Source organism: Niabella aquatica (genome assembly GCF_054779315.1).
This window is the reverse complement of the sequence record NZ_BAAGYM010000018.1, coordinates 22393-40229: the sequence shown is the minus strand read 5'-3', so window position 1 is coordinate 40229 and position 17837 is coordinate 22393. Positions and strand designations below refer to the sequence as shown.

General features: G+C 42.6%; 12 protein-coding genes. 2 read left to right on the top strand and 10 right to left on the bottom strand.

Annotated elements, in window-relative coordinates; translation table 11 throughout:
- Positions 1–39: 39 nt before the first annotated feature.
- The 8 genes from ACYVBM_RS15080 to thrA all read right to left on the bottom strand — a co-directional run bounded on the left by ACYVBM_RS15080 (position 40) and on the right by thrA (position 12174).
- Positions 40–735, bottom strand: a complete 696-nt coding sequence (locus ACYVBM_RS15080) for a succinate dehydrogenase cytochrome b subunit (protein WP_460686514.1) — start codon at positions 733–735, stop codon at positions 40–42.
- A gap of 229 nt (positions 736–964) precedes the next feature.
- Positions 965–1528 (bottom strand): hypothetical protein, encoded by a 564-nt coding sequence (locus ACYVBM_RS15075; RefSeq protein ID WP_460686513.1) that lies wholly within the window; start codon positions 1526–1528, stop codon positions 965–967.
- A 149-nt stretch (positions 1529–1677) separates the two neighbouring features.
- Positions 1678–1974, bottom strand: coding sequence for a GntR family transcriptional regulator (locus tag ACYVBM_RS15070; RefSeq protein ID WP_460686512.1), 297 nt, complete (start codon positions 1972–1974; stop codon positions 1678–1680).
- Between the two features lie 33 nt (positions 1975–2007).
- Positions 2008–3327, bottom strand: coding sequence for a rhamnogalacturonan acetylesterase (locus ACYVBM_RS15065; protein ID WP_460686511.1), 1320 nt, complete (start codon positions 3325–3327; stop codon positions 2008–2010).
- Between the two features lie 168 nt (positions 3328–3495).
- Positions 3496–7137 (bottom strand): two-component regulator propeller domain-containing protein, encoded by a 3642-nt coding sequence (locus ACYVBM_RS15060; RefSeq protein WP_460686510.1) that lies wholly within the window; start codon positions 7135–7137, stop codon positions 3496–3498.
- Positions 7138–7326: 189 nt separating this feature from the next.
- On the bottom strand, positions 7327–8628 hold the full coding sequence (gene thrC / locus ACYVBM_RS15055) for a threonine synthase (RefSeq protein WP_460686509.1): 1302 nt from the start codon (positions 8626–8628) through the stop codon (positions 7327–7329).
- 94 nt (positions 8629–8722) lie between these two features.
- Positions 8723–9640 carry a homoserine kinase gene (locus ACYVBM_RS15050; RefSeq protein ID WP_460686508.1) on the bottom strand — a complete coding sequence of 306 codons (918 nt, stop codon included), beginning with the start codon at positions 9638–9640 and terminating at the stop codon, positions 8723–8725.
- Positions 9641–9717: 77 nt separating this feature from the next.
- The gene (gene thrA, locus ACYVBM_RS15045; protein ID WP_460686507.1) at positions 9718–12174 is read right to left on the bottom strand and encodes a bifunctional aspartate kinase/homoserine dehydrogenase I; all 2457 of its coding nucleotides are present in this window, start codon (positions 12172–12174) and stop codon (positions 9718–9720) included.
- Between the two features lie 488 nt (positions 12175–12662).
- On the opposite strand from thrA, the gene ACYVBM_RS15040 reads away from it, so the two are divergent.
- Positions 12663–13502, top strand: a complete 840-nt coding sequence (locus ACYVBM_RS15040; protein WP_460686506.1) for a class I SAM-dependent methyltransferase — start codon at positions 12663–12665, stop codon at positions 13500–13502.
- Between the two features lie 378 nt (positions 13503–13880).
- Positions 13881–14954, top strand: a complete 1074-nt coding sequence (locus ACYVBM_RS15035) for a Fic family protein (RefSeq protein WP_460686505.1) — start codon at positions 13881–13883, stop codon at positions 14952–14954.
- 60 nt (positions 14955–15014) lie between these two features.
- Here ACYVBM_RS15035 and ACYVBM_RS15030 read toward each other — a convergent pair whose 3' ends face one another.
- Together ACYVBM_RS15030 and ACYVBM_RS15025 are read right to left on the bottom strand one after the other, a co-directional pair.
- Positions 15015–16349: an FGGY-family carbohydrate kinase gene (locus tag ACYVBM_RS15030; protein WP_460686504.1), complete on the bottom strand. Its 1335-nt coding sequence runs from the start codon at positions 16347–16349 to the stop codon at positions 15015–15017.
- 185 nt (positions 16350–16534) lie between these two features.
- Entirely contained in the window at positions 16535–17809 is a 1275-nt protein-coding gene (locus ACYVBM_RS15025; protein ID WP_460686503.1) for a TIM barrel protein, read from the bottom strand.
- Positions 17810–17837: the final 28 nt, after the last annotated feature.

Sequence of the window (17837 nt, the reverse complement as noted above, 5' to 3'; positions counted from 1 at the left end):
TCTAAACTGCCACTGTTCTTTGCCAACCGTCCAGTCCACCTAAGAAAGCCATCCTGCTAAAAAACTAATCGGCATCATGATAAATGCGCCACAAACTATTATTGCAAAAGCCCAGCCTATGCAGGTGAGTATAGATATATATTTATGATTGGTAACACCAAATGTACGGAAAGCGCTCTGGATACCATGTACGAGGTGCCAGAATAAAGCTATCACACCTAATATATATATTGTTACAATAATATGGCGGTACTCATACTCTGCAAACTTGTATTTCATTTCACCATATAAATTATGATAGGACCTGCCATCAATCAAAACTTCGGTTAGACCACCAAAACGCGAAGGGATGAAAAAATCGATAAGATGCACTACAAGAAATATTAAAATTATAGAGCCCAGAATGCCCATTGCACGGCTGTACCATTTACTTCCCTTATTACCCATTTTAACTGCGTAGCCCACACCGCGTTTACTGCGGTTTTGCACCTCAAGTACCAAACCCTGGATAATATGTATCAGGAAAAATATAAATAAACCGATCTCCAACACCCTGGGTATTGCATTAGCACCCATAAAATGAGCTGCTTTATTAAACATAACGCCTTCATCGTTAGCCCAAATGCAGGCATTTAACCCTGCATGTACCAATAAAAACGCTACTAAAAAAAGGCCTGAAAGCGCCATCGTTAGTTTCTTTCCAACACTCGAAGTAAAAAATCGGGACCAGTTCATATAAGCTAAATCTAATTAGTGAATGGCACAAATGTAACGCAGAATTATCAATAACATGACAAAAAAATGACGAAAACGATTGCGCTCATAATTTATTAATTCCAGTTATGTGCGGGATAGTTTCCCTGATCCTTAAAGGACCGGCTCAAAGGTAAGCGCTGTAACGGCAGACAGGGCATGATAATTATCATTTACGCACTGTTCAGACATGATAGTTGTCAATAACGATTTAAGATAACCTTCTGGATAAAGTTTCGTTGATCTTTTTAAAAAGATGGTAAGGTTTATAAGTTCTCCAATTGCCCAGCTCCATCAATTCAATAAACTGGTTGAGCCGGGCCCGTTTAAAATCGTATTGTGTTTGCTCAGGCATGTTCAGGCAAACGATCCAGCCTTCTTCATCAGAAAGCTCTTCATGCAACTCTTCATAATAATCTTTATCCCCGCTGTGAAAGTTCAGCACATTTTCTGCAATGAGTATAAATTTATAGATGCCCTCGCTCATAAACGCTTCCAACACATCCCGCTTCAGGTTCATGATATCATTCTCTACCGCGTCATTCCACTCTCCTATCATTTCTATTATGGCATAGCCTTCGTCATAATCGGCCATCAGCACTTTAAGGTAAAGCGTTCTGCTACCAAAATAATCCCACTGCGGATGGATATAATAATTATATACAGTATCTGTATATTCAAACTGCGAGTGCTCTGCGCCGTAAAAAGGAGAGCGTTCATCTTCTTCACTCACATAAATGTGCTGCCAGTTATAAAAAGGTTCTAAATCGTGCATGACGGTAGCAAGGTAAAATGATTTGCACGAACAGCAAAGCTTTTAAAAGAATTTTAGCATAATAAACAACTGCCGGCTAATAATATATAATTATGCCGGTACAGATGCTTTACAGCAATGAAACATATAGTCATGATCAAACGCAAATTTTACCTGCGCGAAAGCTCCAGGCTTTCGGAAACAAAATACCCGTCACCTTTTTTCCTGATAATCATCCCCTCTTTTCTAAGGTCACGGTAAGCTCTTTCTGCCGTAGCAAGCGATATTATATTTCCCTTTCCAATATCTCTTGCAGAAGGCAGCTTTCCACCTTTTTCTATCTGTCCGGTTAAAATGGCCTGCTTGATAATTTTTTTTACCTGCAGATACAAAAACGTTTTGGAATCTGGATTTACATCTAAATCAAAGTTGAAATTTCGGGTTTCGAGACCGTTGATCTTCATCATTTCAGATTTTAAGTTATTAAATACGCTTTCTAACTAATTTCCGTCAGGGCTGGCAGCATCCCTTCCGGGACTTTCGGGCCAGTAAAAGCTTTCGTATGTGCCCGGCTTTTGCGGATCGAAGGCCGGTACATCAGCCTTCAGTTGTTTTGCCAGGTCAAGGTGTGCATTTCTTACACCGGTTACTATCAGTTTGGCTACTTCATAAGCTCCATAAGGCATAAAATGGGTATTATCCGCAATGGGCTGAACCTGCCCCGGATAAGTGCCTGCAGGCACATGTACAAAAGCTCTTAATGAGCCCTGTTCTCCCATTGCCTCAAACATAGTTTTGCTCATAGCATTAAGATCTATTAATGCAACGCCTTTTTCCTTGGCTGTTTGTCGAACTGCATCCGGGTAATCTCCCAGGGTTTCGGCGATCCTGCCCTGCTCAAATCGCCTGCGCTGTACCGAAGTAACCAGCACAGGAATGCCGCCTTTCTTTTTTACTTCATCTATAAAATATTCCAGGTCTTTCTTATAGGTCGTAAAAGGCCCCACACCCGCTCCTTTTTGCTTCTGATCGTTATGACCAAACTCCACAAAAGCATAGTCTCCGGACTTCATCATATTCAGCATTTTTGCAAAACGCCGTGCTGCTATAAAGCCACTCAGGGTTTCACCCGATTCGGCAAGGTTCACAATAGCTACTTTACCAGGCTTAAAAAAAGCAGGAAACATTTGCCCCCATGCAGAAAATGGCTCCCCTGCCCCATCTACTACGGTTGAGTTGCCTGCCAGGAATACAGAGAGGGCTTTTTTATTGGGTGTAATCTCAATAGCATTGATCCTAGGGTTATTACCGTTCAATTCAAGGGTCAGCTTATTATCCCAGTGCAAATAGTTATGCTCTCTTTCTTTAAGGCGCACTTTCCTGTTCGTTCCTGCAATGAAGCTGTCACGCACATTTACGGTAAAGGAAACTGTTTGATGCTCACCCTGGCCGGTAATAAGCCGGTTTATAAACATCCGCCTGTTTTCGGCGCGGATAGCCACATCACCTGCACCGTCATCATCTCCTACCGTAACTTTTACATCATAATTACCTTCGGGCAATTTTACAGAGAAGTAAAAAGGCTTAGAGCCTGTAAGAAACCCGTCGGTAAGTGCCTTTTTACCCACCTTTGTATTGCTTACAGCCTGTGTATTCAGATCTATTCCAAAACCCCGCTCAGGAGTATATATGGTCCCGGGCAGAATTTTGATATAGTTTTTGCCTGCTTTCCCTTTTCCAAAATCAAATTGGAAGAACTGGGCATTCCCTGTACCCGATATGCTGATAGCAAATAATAGCAGCGCAATCGTTTTTTTCATATATCTTATCTTTTCAGGTAAACCTGAGGTATTCCTGCCTGACGAAACTAACCCCGAAAAGAATAAAAAGCCGTGCAAAACATACCAAAAAATCGGCATTTTGATACAGAACAGAAAAGCAGGAAATTGATTTTCAACAACTTGATAAAAAAGATCAACCGCAGGGCATTATGAGGCGTCGCCTGCTTGGCTATATTTTTTGGGGGTGGTTCCATATTGTTTCTGGAACATGCGGCTGAAACTGGTAGCATCGGCATAGCCTACCATAAAAGCAATGTCGGTTACAGAATGCTGGCCCTGTAAAAGCAACCCGGCAGCTTTATGCAACCGGATACCGGTTACAAATTCATGTACCGACTGGTTGGTGACGGCTTTTACTTTGCGATATAGCTGGGTACGGCTCATGAACAGCCGTCCGGCCAGCCATTCCACATTTACGTCACCATCTGACATGTGGTCTTCTACCAAACGGGTGGCTTTTGCCAAAAAAGCCTTATCAGCCGTGCTTAATCCTACAGGGTTTGAATAGGACTCGGGCGATTGGCTAAACAGCTGGCGAAGCCTCGTACGGCCCTCAATAAGGCTTCGTATTCGCACCAGCAGTAAAGACATATTAAATGGCTTTACCACGTAGGCATCAACGCCTGTTTCATAGCTTTCAGATTCATATTGATCAGACTGACGGGCTGTTAACAGTATAACCGGAATATGGCTGGTTTTTTCGTCTGTTTTGAGTTTTTTGCATAATTCAAGCCCGTCCATAACCGGCATCATCACATCACTTACAATCAGATCGGGAATAGAAACGGTCGCCTTATCAAAACCTTCTGCTCCATGAGCCGCTTCCAGTACCGAATAGAACGGAGACAGTCCCTGCCTGATATAATTCCGGATATCATCATTATCTTCTACCACCAGCACTATAGGCAATGCAGCAGAAGATTCTTTATCTGCTGGTACAAATGGCATAGAAGGCTCAGGCTTGTTATTCAACCACGCAGAGTGATTACCTGCCTGTCTGCTGCCAGCTTCAAGATTTGAAAGATGCACCATAAAACACGTAGCTATCCCAGGCCGGCTGGTTACAGTTATCTTTCCTTTATGCAGCTCAACCAGCTCTTTAGTGAGCGACAATCCCACACCGCTGCCCGCATGCTGCCCTTCTCCTTCTACCTGGAAGAAAGGCTCAAATACTTTGTCGATTTTATCGGCAGGAATACCCCTGCCACTATCGGTTACAGAAAGAATAACCTCGTCCGGTATTTCATTTTCTGCTATGATTCTTACTTCAATAGACCCTTCCGGGGGTGTAAACTTAAAAGCATTTGAAATAAGGTTATATAAAACCTTCCCTGCCACATCAGCATCAAAACCTATCATAATCTGCTGCGGGGTGGCTTTTATGGAAAAGTGTATGTGCTGCTCCTGGGCTTTATAGTCAAAGGCAGCCGCCGTATTTTTTACAAAGGCTACTATATCCTGCCGCTGCGGGCTTAGTTTCATTTTACCCGATTCCAGCTTACGAAAATCAAGAAACTGGTTAATAAGTGTAAGCAAACGCTGGGCATTGCGATACATTACATTATAGTGCAGCTTTTCTTTTTCAGCGGCGTTATTATTGGCAAGCAACGACCTTAAAGGATCAATAATAAGGGTGAGCGGTGTACGAAATTCATGAGACACATTAGTGAAGAAGCTGGACTTGAGCTGGTCGAGCTCCTGGGCTTTCTCGGCTTTTAACCGCTCGGTTAAAATTTCACGATGATACTGCTGGCGCACCTGCACGATCCTGAATAAGCCATAGCCGGAAGCAATCAGCAGCAACGTATAAATAGTATAGGCCCACCAGGTTTTCCACCACGGGGGCAATACTATTATTTCGAGTGTTGCAGGCATGGGGTTCCATACCCCATCGCTGTTAGAAGCTTTTACCATCATTACATATTTCCCGGGAGAGAGGTTGGAGTAGCTGGCAATACGCCGGGAGGCATCGGTATATATCCAGTCTTTATCCTGACCCACAAGCATATACGCATACTGGTTCCTTGCCGGGTTTGAATAATGAAGTGCGGCAAATTCAATTGAAAAGCTTTTATCCTCATGGGTAAGTGTAATGGATGGGGCCATATGCAACGGCATTGGAAGCATCACCCGGCCATTGATAGTATCGCCCACATTTACAGTTTTGTTTAATACCTGCAGGGCTGTGAAGGCAGTAACAGGAAGGAATGGGTTATCTGCAATTTCTTGGGGATTGAAGTGAATAAACCCTTTTGTGGTACCATAATACATTTGTCCCGTTGAACGATCAAAAAAGCCCGATCCATCCATAAACTCAAAATCCTGACCCGGTTTTTTGACCGCATAATTCTGAATCTGGCCCGTTTTTATGTTAAACTTGGATAGCCCGTTTTTATGAGCGAACCAGATATAGCCCGGCTGTGCCATTACCTGCGTAATATAATGATCAACCAAACCATCTTTAACCGTATAGGTTTTAACAGCCTGGGTTTTCGGGTTGATCCTGGTGAGGCCATTCGCTGCACCCACCCATATGGAGCCTTCTGAGTCTTCCACTACGGCATATACCCGCTCATCGGGCGATCTTTTGTCAGATGCTACGCTGGTGTACACAACTGTATCCGTCCAGGTATTGTTTTTGGGATCTCGCTTTAGCTGGATAAGGCCCGAATATTCTGTACCGATCCAAAGATTGTTTTTGGAATCAAAAAACAGGCAACCAGCACCCGAGCGGCCATAGGATTCAAGGGGCTGCTTCTCAAAGACCCTGGAATCGGGGTTATATTTTAATATGCCATTGTAATAAGAAAACCATAAATCATGAGTAACAGGGTCTTCTGCTATAGCGTAAAAGCGGCTTTCTGAGGAGCTTACAGACGTTTTAAAATAAGAGGTAATTTGCCCGGTTTGAGGATTGTATTTATCGAGGCCTGATCTTTTCCCGATCCAGACATTTCCATTTTTGTCTTTAAGAACTGCCTTGATATTTTCACCTGCCAGTCGCTCAGACACTTTATGTGGCGCCTGCATCTGATGATCGATATAATACAAACCTCCATCTTCCGTTCCGAGCCAAACGCCTTTTTCATCTACCCACATAGACCGTATTGCCATGTACAGGATTTTATGCTGATCTGCATAAACAGGAACACTTTGAAACTTACCCGCATTAAGATCGGCCTTATTAATTCCGCCATTAGCCGTTCCGATCCACAAAATACCTGCTTCGTCCCGGTACATGCAGTTTACATTATTATCGCTCAAACTTCCCTGAACACCAACAGGCGTTTCAAATACAATGCTTTCTTTGGTTCCCGCAAGATGAAAAGGGCCGATCACGCTTCGTAAAAAATCTGACGCGTTTTGCAGCGCAATCATATCCCTTTGGCGGTTAACGGAATCTCTGAAAGGTAGAGGAATATCTGCCAATTTATATCTTGTAAAATCATCTGTATTATAATTGTACCGGCATACAATCTGGTTAAATACAGATACCCAGATAGTTCCTTCACTATCCTTATGAAGATAATGAATACGGTTGCTGGCAATAGATGAGGTATCGCCGGGAATAGTACGGTATATTTTAAATGAATACCCGTCATACCGGCAAAGCCCATTCCAGGTACCAAACCACATAAAACCATACTTGTCTTTTACAATACCCCGTATAGTGCTTTGTGGTAATCCATCTTTGGCGGTGAGATACTCAAAGCTCACAGGCTGGGCAATAATGGTACTGCGAAAAAGAAAGCAAACCACGATGATTGATATCCTTAAAAATACAGCCATGAGCAACGCGATTCAGTAGAGCTACGAATATACAACCAAAATCACAGGCAAATCCGGCGGCTGCTCATTTAGGCTCATTTCAAACAAACCGGTCTCCTGAATATATGAGGGGTTCCCTAAGCTTCGGGTAACATATAAGAAAAGGATTGCTCCCTGCGACCATGTGGAATGCATCGCTCATGTCTCCCTTTACAATAAAAACGATTTCAGGGTTTCAAAATCGGGACGCATTAGCAAAGAAGCTTTTTCCCCGTTCATCATTTCTTCCAGCGTCGGCGGTATGATCACTTTTTGCCCGGTTGCAGTTTCTACTGCATCGGGAAATTTGACCGGGTGTGCTGTTTCAAGGATAAAACCAGCCTCCCTTCCCTCCGTCAGGTGCGTATTAAGATAACGCTCCAAAGCGCAATATGCTACGGCCCCATGAGGGTCTAAAGTATACCCGTAATCCCTATAGACTTCTTTAATAGTACTGCTAGTGTCTTCATCAGTAATAGTAAAAGCAGATAAGTTGTTCTTTAACTCGGGAAACTGCCTATGAAATAGTTCAATAATTCTTACAAAATTGCTGGGGTTGCCTACATCCATTGCATTGGACAAGGTAGCTGTTGTTTCTTTAGGCTTTAGCTCCTGTGTTTGCAGATAATGAGATACGATATCGTTTACATTGCAGGCCGCAATAAAATGCCCTAAAGGAAGGCCGGTAACTTTTGCCAAAAGACCCGCGCAAATATTCCCGAAATTACCACTGGGCACACAAACCACAGGTTGAATATCTTTTTGCTTCCATTGCTTATAAGCGAGAAAGTAATACACCTGCTGTGGCAACCAGCGTGCCACGTTGATCGAGTTAGCCGAGGTCAAAAATTTCTTTTCATTAATATCTTTATCAGCAAATGCCTCTTTTACCAGGCGCTGGCAATCATCAAAAGTACCTTCTATTTCAAGCGCCGTAATATTTTTACCCAGTGTTGTAAGCTGCTTTTCCTGCACCGGACTTACCCGGCCTTTAGGATACAGTATCACCACATTCACATTCTCTACTCCATAAAAACCATTGGCTACAGCTCCTCCAGTATCGCCCGAAGTAGCTACCAGTACCGTAACCTCGCGATCTTCGTTCTTTAAAAAATGACCCAGGCATCGGCTCATAAATCTTGCACCTACATCTTTAAACGCCAACGTGGGGCCGTGGAAAAGTTCTAAAGATGAGATGCCCGCATTTATAGGTTGCAAAGGGACCGGGAAATTCACTGCTTCTTTTACAATATGGTACAGGTCTTCATCCTCAATAGAACCGGCAACATAAGGTTTCATTACTTCAAAAGCGATATCCGCATCTGAAACGCTTTCGATACTGTTGATAAATGCTTTGCTCACAACAGGCAGTTGCTCAGGAAAGTACAGGCCCTTATCGGGCGCCTGCCCCTGTATGGCTGCCTCTTTAAATGAAACAATCGGTGATTGATGATTAAGACTATAGTAGTTCATTTTTAGTTGATAGTTGACGGATGACAGGAGGAAAGTTGAAAAGTAGTTGAAGATGAAGATAGTTTAATCACTTCTACATTTTACATTCAATATTCTACATTTCCACCTCTACCCCGTTTTTATTAATAGTAGTTACATATACATAATTTTCTATACCGATCTTATCATATTCCGCCTTCATGATGGTTCCCACTTCCCTGGCAATATCTTCGGTTTCGCTAAGCATAAATACAGAAGGGCCGGAACCGGATATACCCCCTCCTAATGCGCCCGCTTCTTTGCACTTCGCCTTTACCTCATCGAATGCCGGAATTAAAATGCTGCGAACCGGCTCTATGATGACATCTTCCAGCGAACGGCCAATGAGCGCTTTATCATTGCTCATAAAGCCTGCAACCAGACCGGCTATATTACCCCATTGTTTGATGGCATCTTTCAGGAAAACCTGTTTACGTAATATCTGGCGGGCATCGGAGGTACGTACCTCTATTTGAGGATGCACCACTGTTACAAACAGGTCGGGGCTGGCAAGCGGCACGATATCTAACGGGTGAATGGAACGTATCAACGTAACACCGCCTAAAATACAGGGTGTAATATTGTCTGCGTGTTTTACTCCTGTTGCCAGCTTTTCGCCGATCATAGCCAGCTGTATCAGGTCTTCCTGCGAAAAAATATTACCCAGCACTTTGTTAGCTCCAACGGCTGCGCCGGCTGCACTTGCCGCGCTGGATCCTAAACCGCTGCCTGGCTTTATATGCTTTTCTATAGATACCTTTATACCTTTATTCACACCTGCTTTTTCCAGTGCAGCGAGCAAAACAACACCGGCAACATTCTTCTCAGGATCGGTAGGCAAATTAAAATCATCTTTATTTTCAATAATCACACCTGGCTCGTCTATTATCTCAAACTCCATAATGTCGTAAGGCTCGTTAATGGCCAGGCCCAATATATCGAAGCCGCACACCAGGTTGGCTATTGTTCCGGGAGATTTTATTTTTATACGCATAATTTATTATTAATGTACGGTATACGATGTATGGCCGTTTTGATTCGTACGCCGTATTCCATACATCGTACACCTTTTTATACTGCCGCTCTTACAATATCTGCAAATACACCGCTTGCCGTAACATCAGCGCCGGCACCGGCACCTTTTATTACCAGCGGCTGATCGGTATAGCGGGATGTATAAAACAACACCACATTATCCTTTCCGTATAAATGGTACAAATCATTTTCAGGAGCTATGTGCTGCAGGCCTACAGATGCTTTTCCCCCGTTAAATGTAGCAACAAATTTCAACTTGCAGCCCTTTGCTTTTGCATCATCATATAACTTCTTAAAATGCGCCTCGTAGCTCAGCATACATTCGTAAAATGCTTCCACGCTGCCCTGCATGCATGCTTCGGGCATAAAGCTATTGTTGCTGATATTTTCTATTTCCATTTCATAGCCTGCTTCCCGGGCAAGGATGAGTATCTTACGCATTACATCGGTGCCGCTTAAATCAAGTCTTGGATCAGGCTCTGTGTATCCCTCTTCCTGTGCCTGGCGCACTACTGCTGAGAATGTCTGGGATCCGTCATAATTATTAAAAACATAATTTAATGTGCCACTTAATACGGCTTCTATCTTACACACTTCATCTCCACTATGTACCAGATCATTCAATGTACCAATAACCGGTAATCCTGCGCCTACATTGGTTTCGAATAAAAATTTGCAGTTATACTCCTGTGCCAGCTCCTTTAGTTTCCTGTAATTCCTGTAATCGGAAGAAGCGGCAATTTTATTGCAGGCTACCACAGAAATACTTTTTTGCAATAACTTTTCATAAACGCCTGCCACTTCAGCATTTGCTGTAATATCCACAAAAATGGAGTTACGCAGGTTCTTTTCTGCCGCTTCACCAATAAATACGGGCAATGAAGCTTTTTCGCCCTGCTCCAACTCCTGCTCCCAGTTCTTCAGATCAATTCCTTTGTCATTCAGCAGCATTTTCCTGCTACTGCTGATACCAATAACATTGATCTTTATTTTGAGGTGTTTTTGCAGAGCGTCTAACTGTTTATTTATTTGCTGCAATAATTTAGCCCCTACATTTCCAACTCCTGCAATAAATAAATGCACCTGCTTGTAAGTAGTTTCAAAAAAGTCTTCATGCAAAACATTGATGGCTTCGCGAACATCGGCAGTGGATATCACTGCGCTGATGTTTTTTTCTGATGAGCCCTGTGCTATCGCCCGTACGTTAATACCGTTTCTTCCAAGGGCACTGAACATTTTTCCACTTACACCCGGATGGCTTTTCATTTGCTCACCTACCAATGCTACTATAGACAAGCCTGTTTCAACTCTCAAAGGCTCTACCTGGCGTAAGGCCAGCTCCCCGGCAAATGCCCGGTCCACAGCCAATTTAGCTATGTTGGCTTTAGCCGCATCAACAGCAACGCATATAGAATGTTCGGATGAGCTTTGTGTTATTAATATTACATTGATCTGTTCGGCGCTTAATGCTTCGAACAGCCTTTTTGAAAAACCGGGAATACCTATCATACCGCTACCTTCAAGGCTTAGCAAAGCCAGGTTATTGATGCTTGAAATACCCCTGATAATATTCCCGCCGGAACTGCTATCGCCAGGCCGCTCATGATTTAAAACAAGGGTACCCGCATCTCCTGGAACAAAAGTATTTTTGATCCATACAGGAATATTTTTGTTCATTACCGGTTGCAAGGTAGGCGGATAGATCACTTTTGCACCGAAATGAGAAAGCTCCATCGCTTCTCCGTAAGTTATTTTTTCAATCACCTTTGCATTAGCAGCCAGGCGGGGATCGGCTGTCATCATACCGCTCACATCGGTCCATATTTCCAGCACATCCGCATCCAAAGCAGCAGCAATAATAGCAGCTGTATAATCAGATCCGCCACGGCCAATTGTTGTGGTGACGCCTTCGGCATCGGATGCAATAAACCCGGGAAGAATAAACGCATTGTTTTGCGCTTCTTTAAAATAAGCAATTATATTGGCTTTTGTAACATCGGTATTGACCTGAGCATGCGTATAATTACTGTTGGTTTTAATCAGCTCTCTAGCATCTTTCCATTGCAACTCCACTCCATCGAACTGCAGCTTTGCCCCAATGATCTGCGATGAAAGCCACTCCCCATAACTGGCCAGCCTGTCTTTTGTGCGCGGGGTTATCTCGCTGAGTAAATAAATACCATTGCAGATGTCTTCAATTTCATTGATAGCCGTTTTTACAAGACTTAACAAGTGGCTTTGATGAGCCACCGGTATCAGATTTTTTACTACATCAAAATGCCTCTTTTCAATTTCGGAAATGAACTGCCTGTACTCTTCGTCACCTTTTGCTGCGGTAACCGCTGCATTCAGCAGTAGGTCTGTAACACCTCCGAGAGCAGAAACCACTACAATGGTGTTGCCTTTTTCCATTGCATGCTTTACAATAGCTACAACTTTATTTATATTTTCTGCATTGGCTACAGAACTGCCGCCAAATTTCAAAACCTGCATGGTTTATAATAATTAAAATGAAATGATATATGATTTTTTCTCAGAAGCGGCCCGAAAGGCCCAGGTGGTGATATGGCAAAGTACAACCCTTAACGGGTTGTAATAATAGTTGTAGTTGTAGCCACGGCTACAGGAGTAAGTTCGCTAATATGTGTATGATTGATATACATGAACGCCTGCAAGATAATGCAGTATTAAAAAACAAACAAATATTTTTTAGGAGGCCTTTTTACAAGACGTGCGGCTATTACGTAAGTCTGTCGGGGTGTACGACAAATTCACCTATTTTAAACCTGTTTAGCCAGACCTCACCCCCGACCCCTCTCCAAAGGAGAGGGTAGCAGCATTCCTAACATAATAAAGTTTGTATCAAAAAGGGCGATTTGTCGTACACCTGTCTGCCGGGAGTTGGTGTGATTAACGGAAGGTGTTTTGTATATTTGAGCATTGGCGGTCATTTTACGGACACCGTGCGTAAGACAAATTCTATGACAATAAAACAACCAGACAATACAGCATTGCGGACAGCTTTATGGCGAGCATTACACGTTTTGACAGACGACAAGCCCTACATCATTGAGGACAAAGTTGGATATGACTTAATCAAACCCGAAAAAGATTGGCAGGAACGTCCCGATATGAAATATACCAAGCGACTTCGGGCTTCTATTGTTGCTCGTGCCAGATTTGTTGAGGACTTAGCCAAAGAACAAATTGCAAAAGGCGTAAAGCAATATGTTTTGCTTGGTGCGGGACTTGACAGTTTTGCTCAACGAAATACTAAAATCAGTTCGCAGGTTGACATTTATGAAATTGACCAACCCGACACATTAGCTTGGAAAGAAGAAAAACTAATTGAAAACGGTTACAAAATCTCCTACAATCTTCATTTCGTTCCTGTTGACTTTGAAACATCGTCTTGGTGGGCAGCGCTTTTAAACAAAGGTTTTGACACTAAACAAACGACTTTTGTTTCTTGCACGGGAGTTACGCTTTATCTTACCAAAGAAGCAATTACAGACACACTAAGAAAAATGACTTCACTTGCATCAGGTTCAACAATTGCAATAGCATTTTATTTACCATTGGAACAACTTGACCAAGAAGACAAGCCAATGCAAGAAATTGCAATAAAAGGAGCAGCAGCTTCTGGAACACCTTTTGTAAGTTTTTTCTGTGTTGACGAGATTGTAGAACTTGCACAGGAAGTAGGTTTGAAAGAAATCCAAACCATTTCAACAAAAGATATGACAGAAAAATATTTTAAAGACAGAACCGACAATTTTGTTCCAGCAAGCGGAGAATTTTTCTTAGTTGCGAAAACATAAAAAACGAACCGCCAACAAGGGTTTGGCGTCAGGCGGGCTGACGTTCAACCGTGAAAGTTCCTGCAGACTTTCACGCCCGAACGCCAAGCCCCAAAACGTTAGGAGTAAGATTAACGACCGCAGCGCAAAACAAGCAACAGAAGAGTTATTGAATGAAAAAATACACGAAAGATCCCTCCTGCGCGACGGGTAGGTAATACAATACCAATAAAGGATAAAACCACCTGCGAATTCTCCAATTTATACCCTGATAGAAAATTGATCATAGATAATGAATATGGTTATTTTAAAAGTAATTTTGTAAACGATCAAATAGGTAATACATCCAAAAGCATAACACATAATAAACAGCTCAATTAGAAATTCATAGCTCAGGAAATGGATAATTTTGAAGAATACTTACGGCAGGGCGAGCCCAACAAAGCTGAAAAAGCAAAAGTTTGGAAAGCAGCTATCGGCTTGCAGCAAGTGGATGGGCTAAAACCCTCTGATTATCTCATAGAAGCTGCCAGGCAAAACATTGAAGGCCATATTACCATTGAAGAAGTAAAACAGCGAATAGACAGTTATTATAAACAGCACCCCGTAAAAAATGATCCCAATAGAAACCGGGACCGTACCGAAGAAGCCGACAAGGTTTCTGCCCGTATTGCCGAAATTTTGGGCGAGCAGACCTTTACGTTCTCGCCTGCCGAATATCTTACTATTCATCGCAGGTTGTTTCAGGGAATTTATAAATACGCAGGTAAAATCCGTGATTACAACATCACAAAACAGGAATGGGTCTTAAATGGCGAAACGGTTTTATACGCAAGCGCAGACAGTTTAAAAGCCACGTTGGAGTATGATTTTCAGCAAGAGAAACAATTTAGTTACAAAGGACTAAGTCAGCAGGAAATTATAGAGCACATAGCGCATTTTATTTCATACCTGTGGCAAATACACATTTTTGGAGAAGGCAATACCCGAACAACGGCCATTTTCCTGATAAAATACCTGCGTACATTTGGCTTTAAAGTAAATAACGAATTATTTGAGCAACATTCTTGGTATTTCCGCAATGCCCTGGTACGAGCCAATTACAGCAACCTCACAAAGAACATTCACGCTACCGATAAATTTTTACTGCATTTTTTCGGAAACCTATTGCTTGGCGAAAACAATATCCTGAAAAACAGAGAAATGCACGTTCAATACATTAACACTATAAATGAAGGCCCCGGGAAAAAAAGTGGTCAGAAAAAGGTGGTCAGAAAAGGTGGTCAGAAAAGGTGGTCAGAAGTTCTGGAACTTATAAAAGGAAATCCAAAAATAACGAGAAACGAGCTTTCCGAAATATTGGGGATAAATTCTTCTGCCATTCAAAAACACATTCAAAAACTAAAAACCGAAGGTAAGATTGAACGCATTGGTAGCGATAAAGGCGGACATTGGAAAATTATTAAACAATGAAAAATCAGGAACGACGAATAAACCTGACAATACAGAGCAGGACAACAATGTCTTTACAATTTACTCCTGTCCATCCAACGCATAATACCTCCTCGTACTTACCACATTGGCAGGAAGCTCCAGATGGTTCCAGTCTTTATGAATAGCCATGGCGGCCCCCATTGCCGTGGCCTGCGACACCGAAGCAGCATATACTTCTATCTGCGGATAGGCATCGGCTAACAATTGCATGTAGGTTTCGTTTTTGGCAAATCCGCCATCTACAAACATCTTTTTTACTTGGCTATTCAGCACCAGGTTAGTGGATCGTACCTGAGCGTTTACCGTATGTCTGATATAATTGAGATAGGATTCTTCATAAGTACTGTAGGAGGAAGGATCAAAATCCAGCAGATCGTTTAGCTCCGGCTCTTCTTTTATCAGCTCTTTATCGTAAGCTATTTTTTCAAAATAATTAGGAACCACATTAAAATGCTGCGCCAGCTTTTTTGCAGCCTGCTCATGCGCATAACCGGCAAATAGCCTGGAAGATTTCACCGTATTCCCTTCAAAAGTCATATAGCACAGACAATCCTGTTCTAATTCTGCTTTTGTTAAAGGAGTGTCATTAAAGGCATTCATGCTAATACACCAGGTACCCGTAGAAATCAGCAGGAAAGGCTCATCAATATTCTGAATATAAGGAATAAAGGCCGCAGAGCTATCGTGCAGTCCTACCCCACATTTCAGCGGCCTGCCATTATATACCACATTCCTAGCTGTGGAAGAAGAAAACAAAGGAGCCAGTTTTTTATCAATGCTTTCTGCGGTTACCCAATGATGATAGCCGTTTTTTGCAAAGTCCCATAAAGCGGTATGGCATCCCAGACTGGTGATGTCAGAATATTTCTGACCGCTTACAAGGAAGCCCAGGTACTGCGGAAAGTGAAGCGAAACGGTAGTTCTATTATATAGCAGGGGTTTATAATGCTTCAATGAATATAATTGCAACCCGGAGTTGAGGTTCCCTAAAGCCGGGGAAGCCGTGCTTAATGCTATGGTTTCTCTGGTTCCGTAAGTGTTATAAAATTTTTCCGCGATACGATCCGGGTATGGCTTAAGATAATTGTATAACGGTGTAACCAGGTTATCCTGTTCATCCAAATGCACAAAGCTGGCACCATAGGTTGAGAAGTTAATCGCCTTTATATCATACGTATCGTTGACCAGGTATTGGTGGAGTGTATCAATCACCCACTTGCTAAGCGCCCTGATATCTTCACAGGCAAACCCGTCTTCATCTTCGATCTCATCAAAATTGGCAGACAGCTCTTCTACAATTTTATAATCTTCATTAAAAAGGAAAAACTTTTTATTTGTTTTACCTATATCGAATATGGCAATTACAGGAATCAAGGATAATTAGTAATTAATTATAAACAAATTTATATAGCACATAAATGTTTTTGTTTATCAAAAACAATATGCAGTCTTAAAAGGGCTGTCAGCCTGAGCCTGACGAAGGTTAAACCCTTGATTGTTATATGTCATCAGTCTCAATATGACATCAAGGAGCCTTTTGGCCCGGCCCAGAGGCTTCTTTATAACCCTGTTGCAACAGTAACGGCACCCCTTTTGTTGATCAATTCCTTTCTCACATTGGCATCGCGGTATAACTGCAATGGCTGCAACGCTCCGCCGGCTCTTAATCTTGCTTCCGCCAGCAAGGGACGTAGATCTGTTCTGTAAGCCGTTTGTAAAATTTCCTGGGCAAGCGCTACATCATTATTCAGCTGTGCCTGGCCTAAAGCTTTTGCATCAACCAGTAATGCCTGGGCATACGCCAGCAGGATGGCTTCCACGCTTTGCAATAAATCTTCCAGCGGATCTTTTACATTGTGGCTGGCATCAATCATCCAGCCCAGATCCGTAGCATGGTTCATACCACGCGCGTCCATTCCATCTACCAGCTCTCTGAAAATTAAAAACAACTGGTAAGGTTTAATACTGCCCACTGTCAGATCATCGTCGCCGTACTTACTATCATTAAAATGGAACCCGCCCAGCTTTTTCTCGTTCAACAATAAAGCAACAATCTGTTCTATATTGGCATTGGGCAAATGATGACCTAAATCCACCAAAGTATAAGCCTTATTGCCCAGCTTCGAGGTATACAGGAGGGATTGGCCCCAGTCGCCAACGGTAGTAGAATAAAAATTAGGCTCAAATGCCTTATATTCTACAAATACTTTCCAATTCTCAGGCAACGCGGCATATACTGCCTGCAGGCTTTCCAGGGTATTATTAAAGGCATTCCTGAAATTGAGCTGGCCCGGGAAGCAGGAACCATCTGCCAGCCATATAGTAAGCGAACTCGAACCCAGCTCCTCCCCGTATTTAATCACTTCGATATTATGATCAATGGCCTGCTGGCGTACCGCTTTATCCACATGCTGCATAGACCCGAACTTATAGCTCAGCACCTGATCTTTCTGATCCTGGAAAGTATTGGAGTTCATGGCGTCAAATTTCAAATCAAAATCGGCGGCCAGGCTTTTGATTGCTTTTGCATCTTTAGGAATATCCCATGGAATATGCAGGGAAACAGCCCCGCTGCTCCGGTTAAGCTGATGTAGTAATCCTATATCTTCCATCTTTTCTTCAAGGGTAGCCGGCTCACCGCCACCGCTGAAGCGGCCAAAACGTGTGCCACCATTACCTAAAGCCCACGATGGTATTGCTACCTGGAAATCTGTCAGCTTTTTAATAACCCCTTCGGTATCAGCCAACTCACCCGATATGTAATCAAAGCTTTTTTTGTGCCGGGCCAGCCCTTTCTCATTATGTGCATCAATCTGCGATTTATTTAAAATCATAATTCAAAATATTTAATCAGTTCAATTT

What these genes read in the sequence shown, in the direction of transcription:
- ACYVBM_RS15080 (WP_460686514.1), bottom strand. Translation starts at nt 735, where the DNA reads ATGAACTGGTCCCGATTTTTTACTTCGAGTGTTGGAAAGAAACTAACG.
- ACYVBM_RS15075 (WP_460686513.1), bottom strand. Translation starts at nt 1,528, where the DNA reads ATGCACGATTTAGAACCTTTTTATAACTGGCAGCACATTTATGTGAGT.
- ACYVBM_RS15070 (WP_460686512.1), bottom strand. Translation starts at nt 1,974, where the DNA reads ATGATGAAGATCAACGGTCTCGAAACCCGAAATTTCAACTTTGATTTA.
- ACYVBM_RS15065 (WP_460686511.1), bottom strand. Translation starts at nt 3,327, where the DNA reads ATGAAAAAAACGATTGCGCTGCTATTATTTGCTATCAGCATATCGGGT.
- ACYVBM_RS15060 (WP_460686510.1), bottom strand. Translation starts at nt 7,137, where the DNA reads ATGGCTGTATTTTTAAGGATATCAATCATCGTGGTTTGCTTTCTTTTT.
- thrC (WP_460686509.1), bottom strand. Translation starts at nt 8,628, where the DNA reads ATGAACTACTATAGTCTTAATCATCAATCACCGATTGTTTCATTTAAA.
- ACYVBM_RS15050 (WP_460686508.1), bottom strand. Translation starts at nt 9,640, where the DNA reads ATGCGTATAAAAATAAAATCTCCCGGAACAATAGCCAACCTGGTGTGC.
- thrA (WP_460686507.1), bottom strand. Translation starts at nt 12,174, where the DNA reads ATGCAGGTTTTGAAATTTGGCGGCAGTTCTGTAGCCAATGCAGAAAAT.
- ACYVBM_RS15040 (WP_460686506.1), top strand. Translation starts at nt 12,663, where the DNA reads ATGACAATAAAACAACCAGACAATACAGCATTGCGGACAGCTTTATGG.
- ACYVBM_RS15035 (WP_460686505.1), top strand. Translation starts at nt 13,881, where the DNA reads ATGGATAATTTTGAAGAATACTTACGGCAGGGCGAGCCCAACAAAGCT.
- ACYVBM_RS15025 (WP_460686503.1), bottom strand. Translation starts at nt 17,809, where the DNA reads ATGATTTTAAATAAATCGCAGATTGATGCACATAATGAGAAAGGGCTG.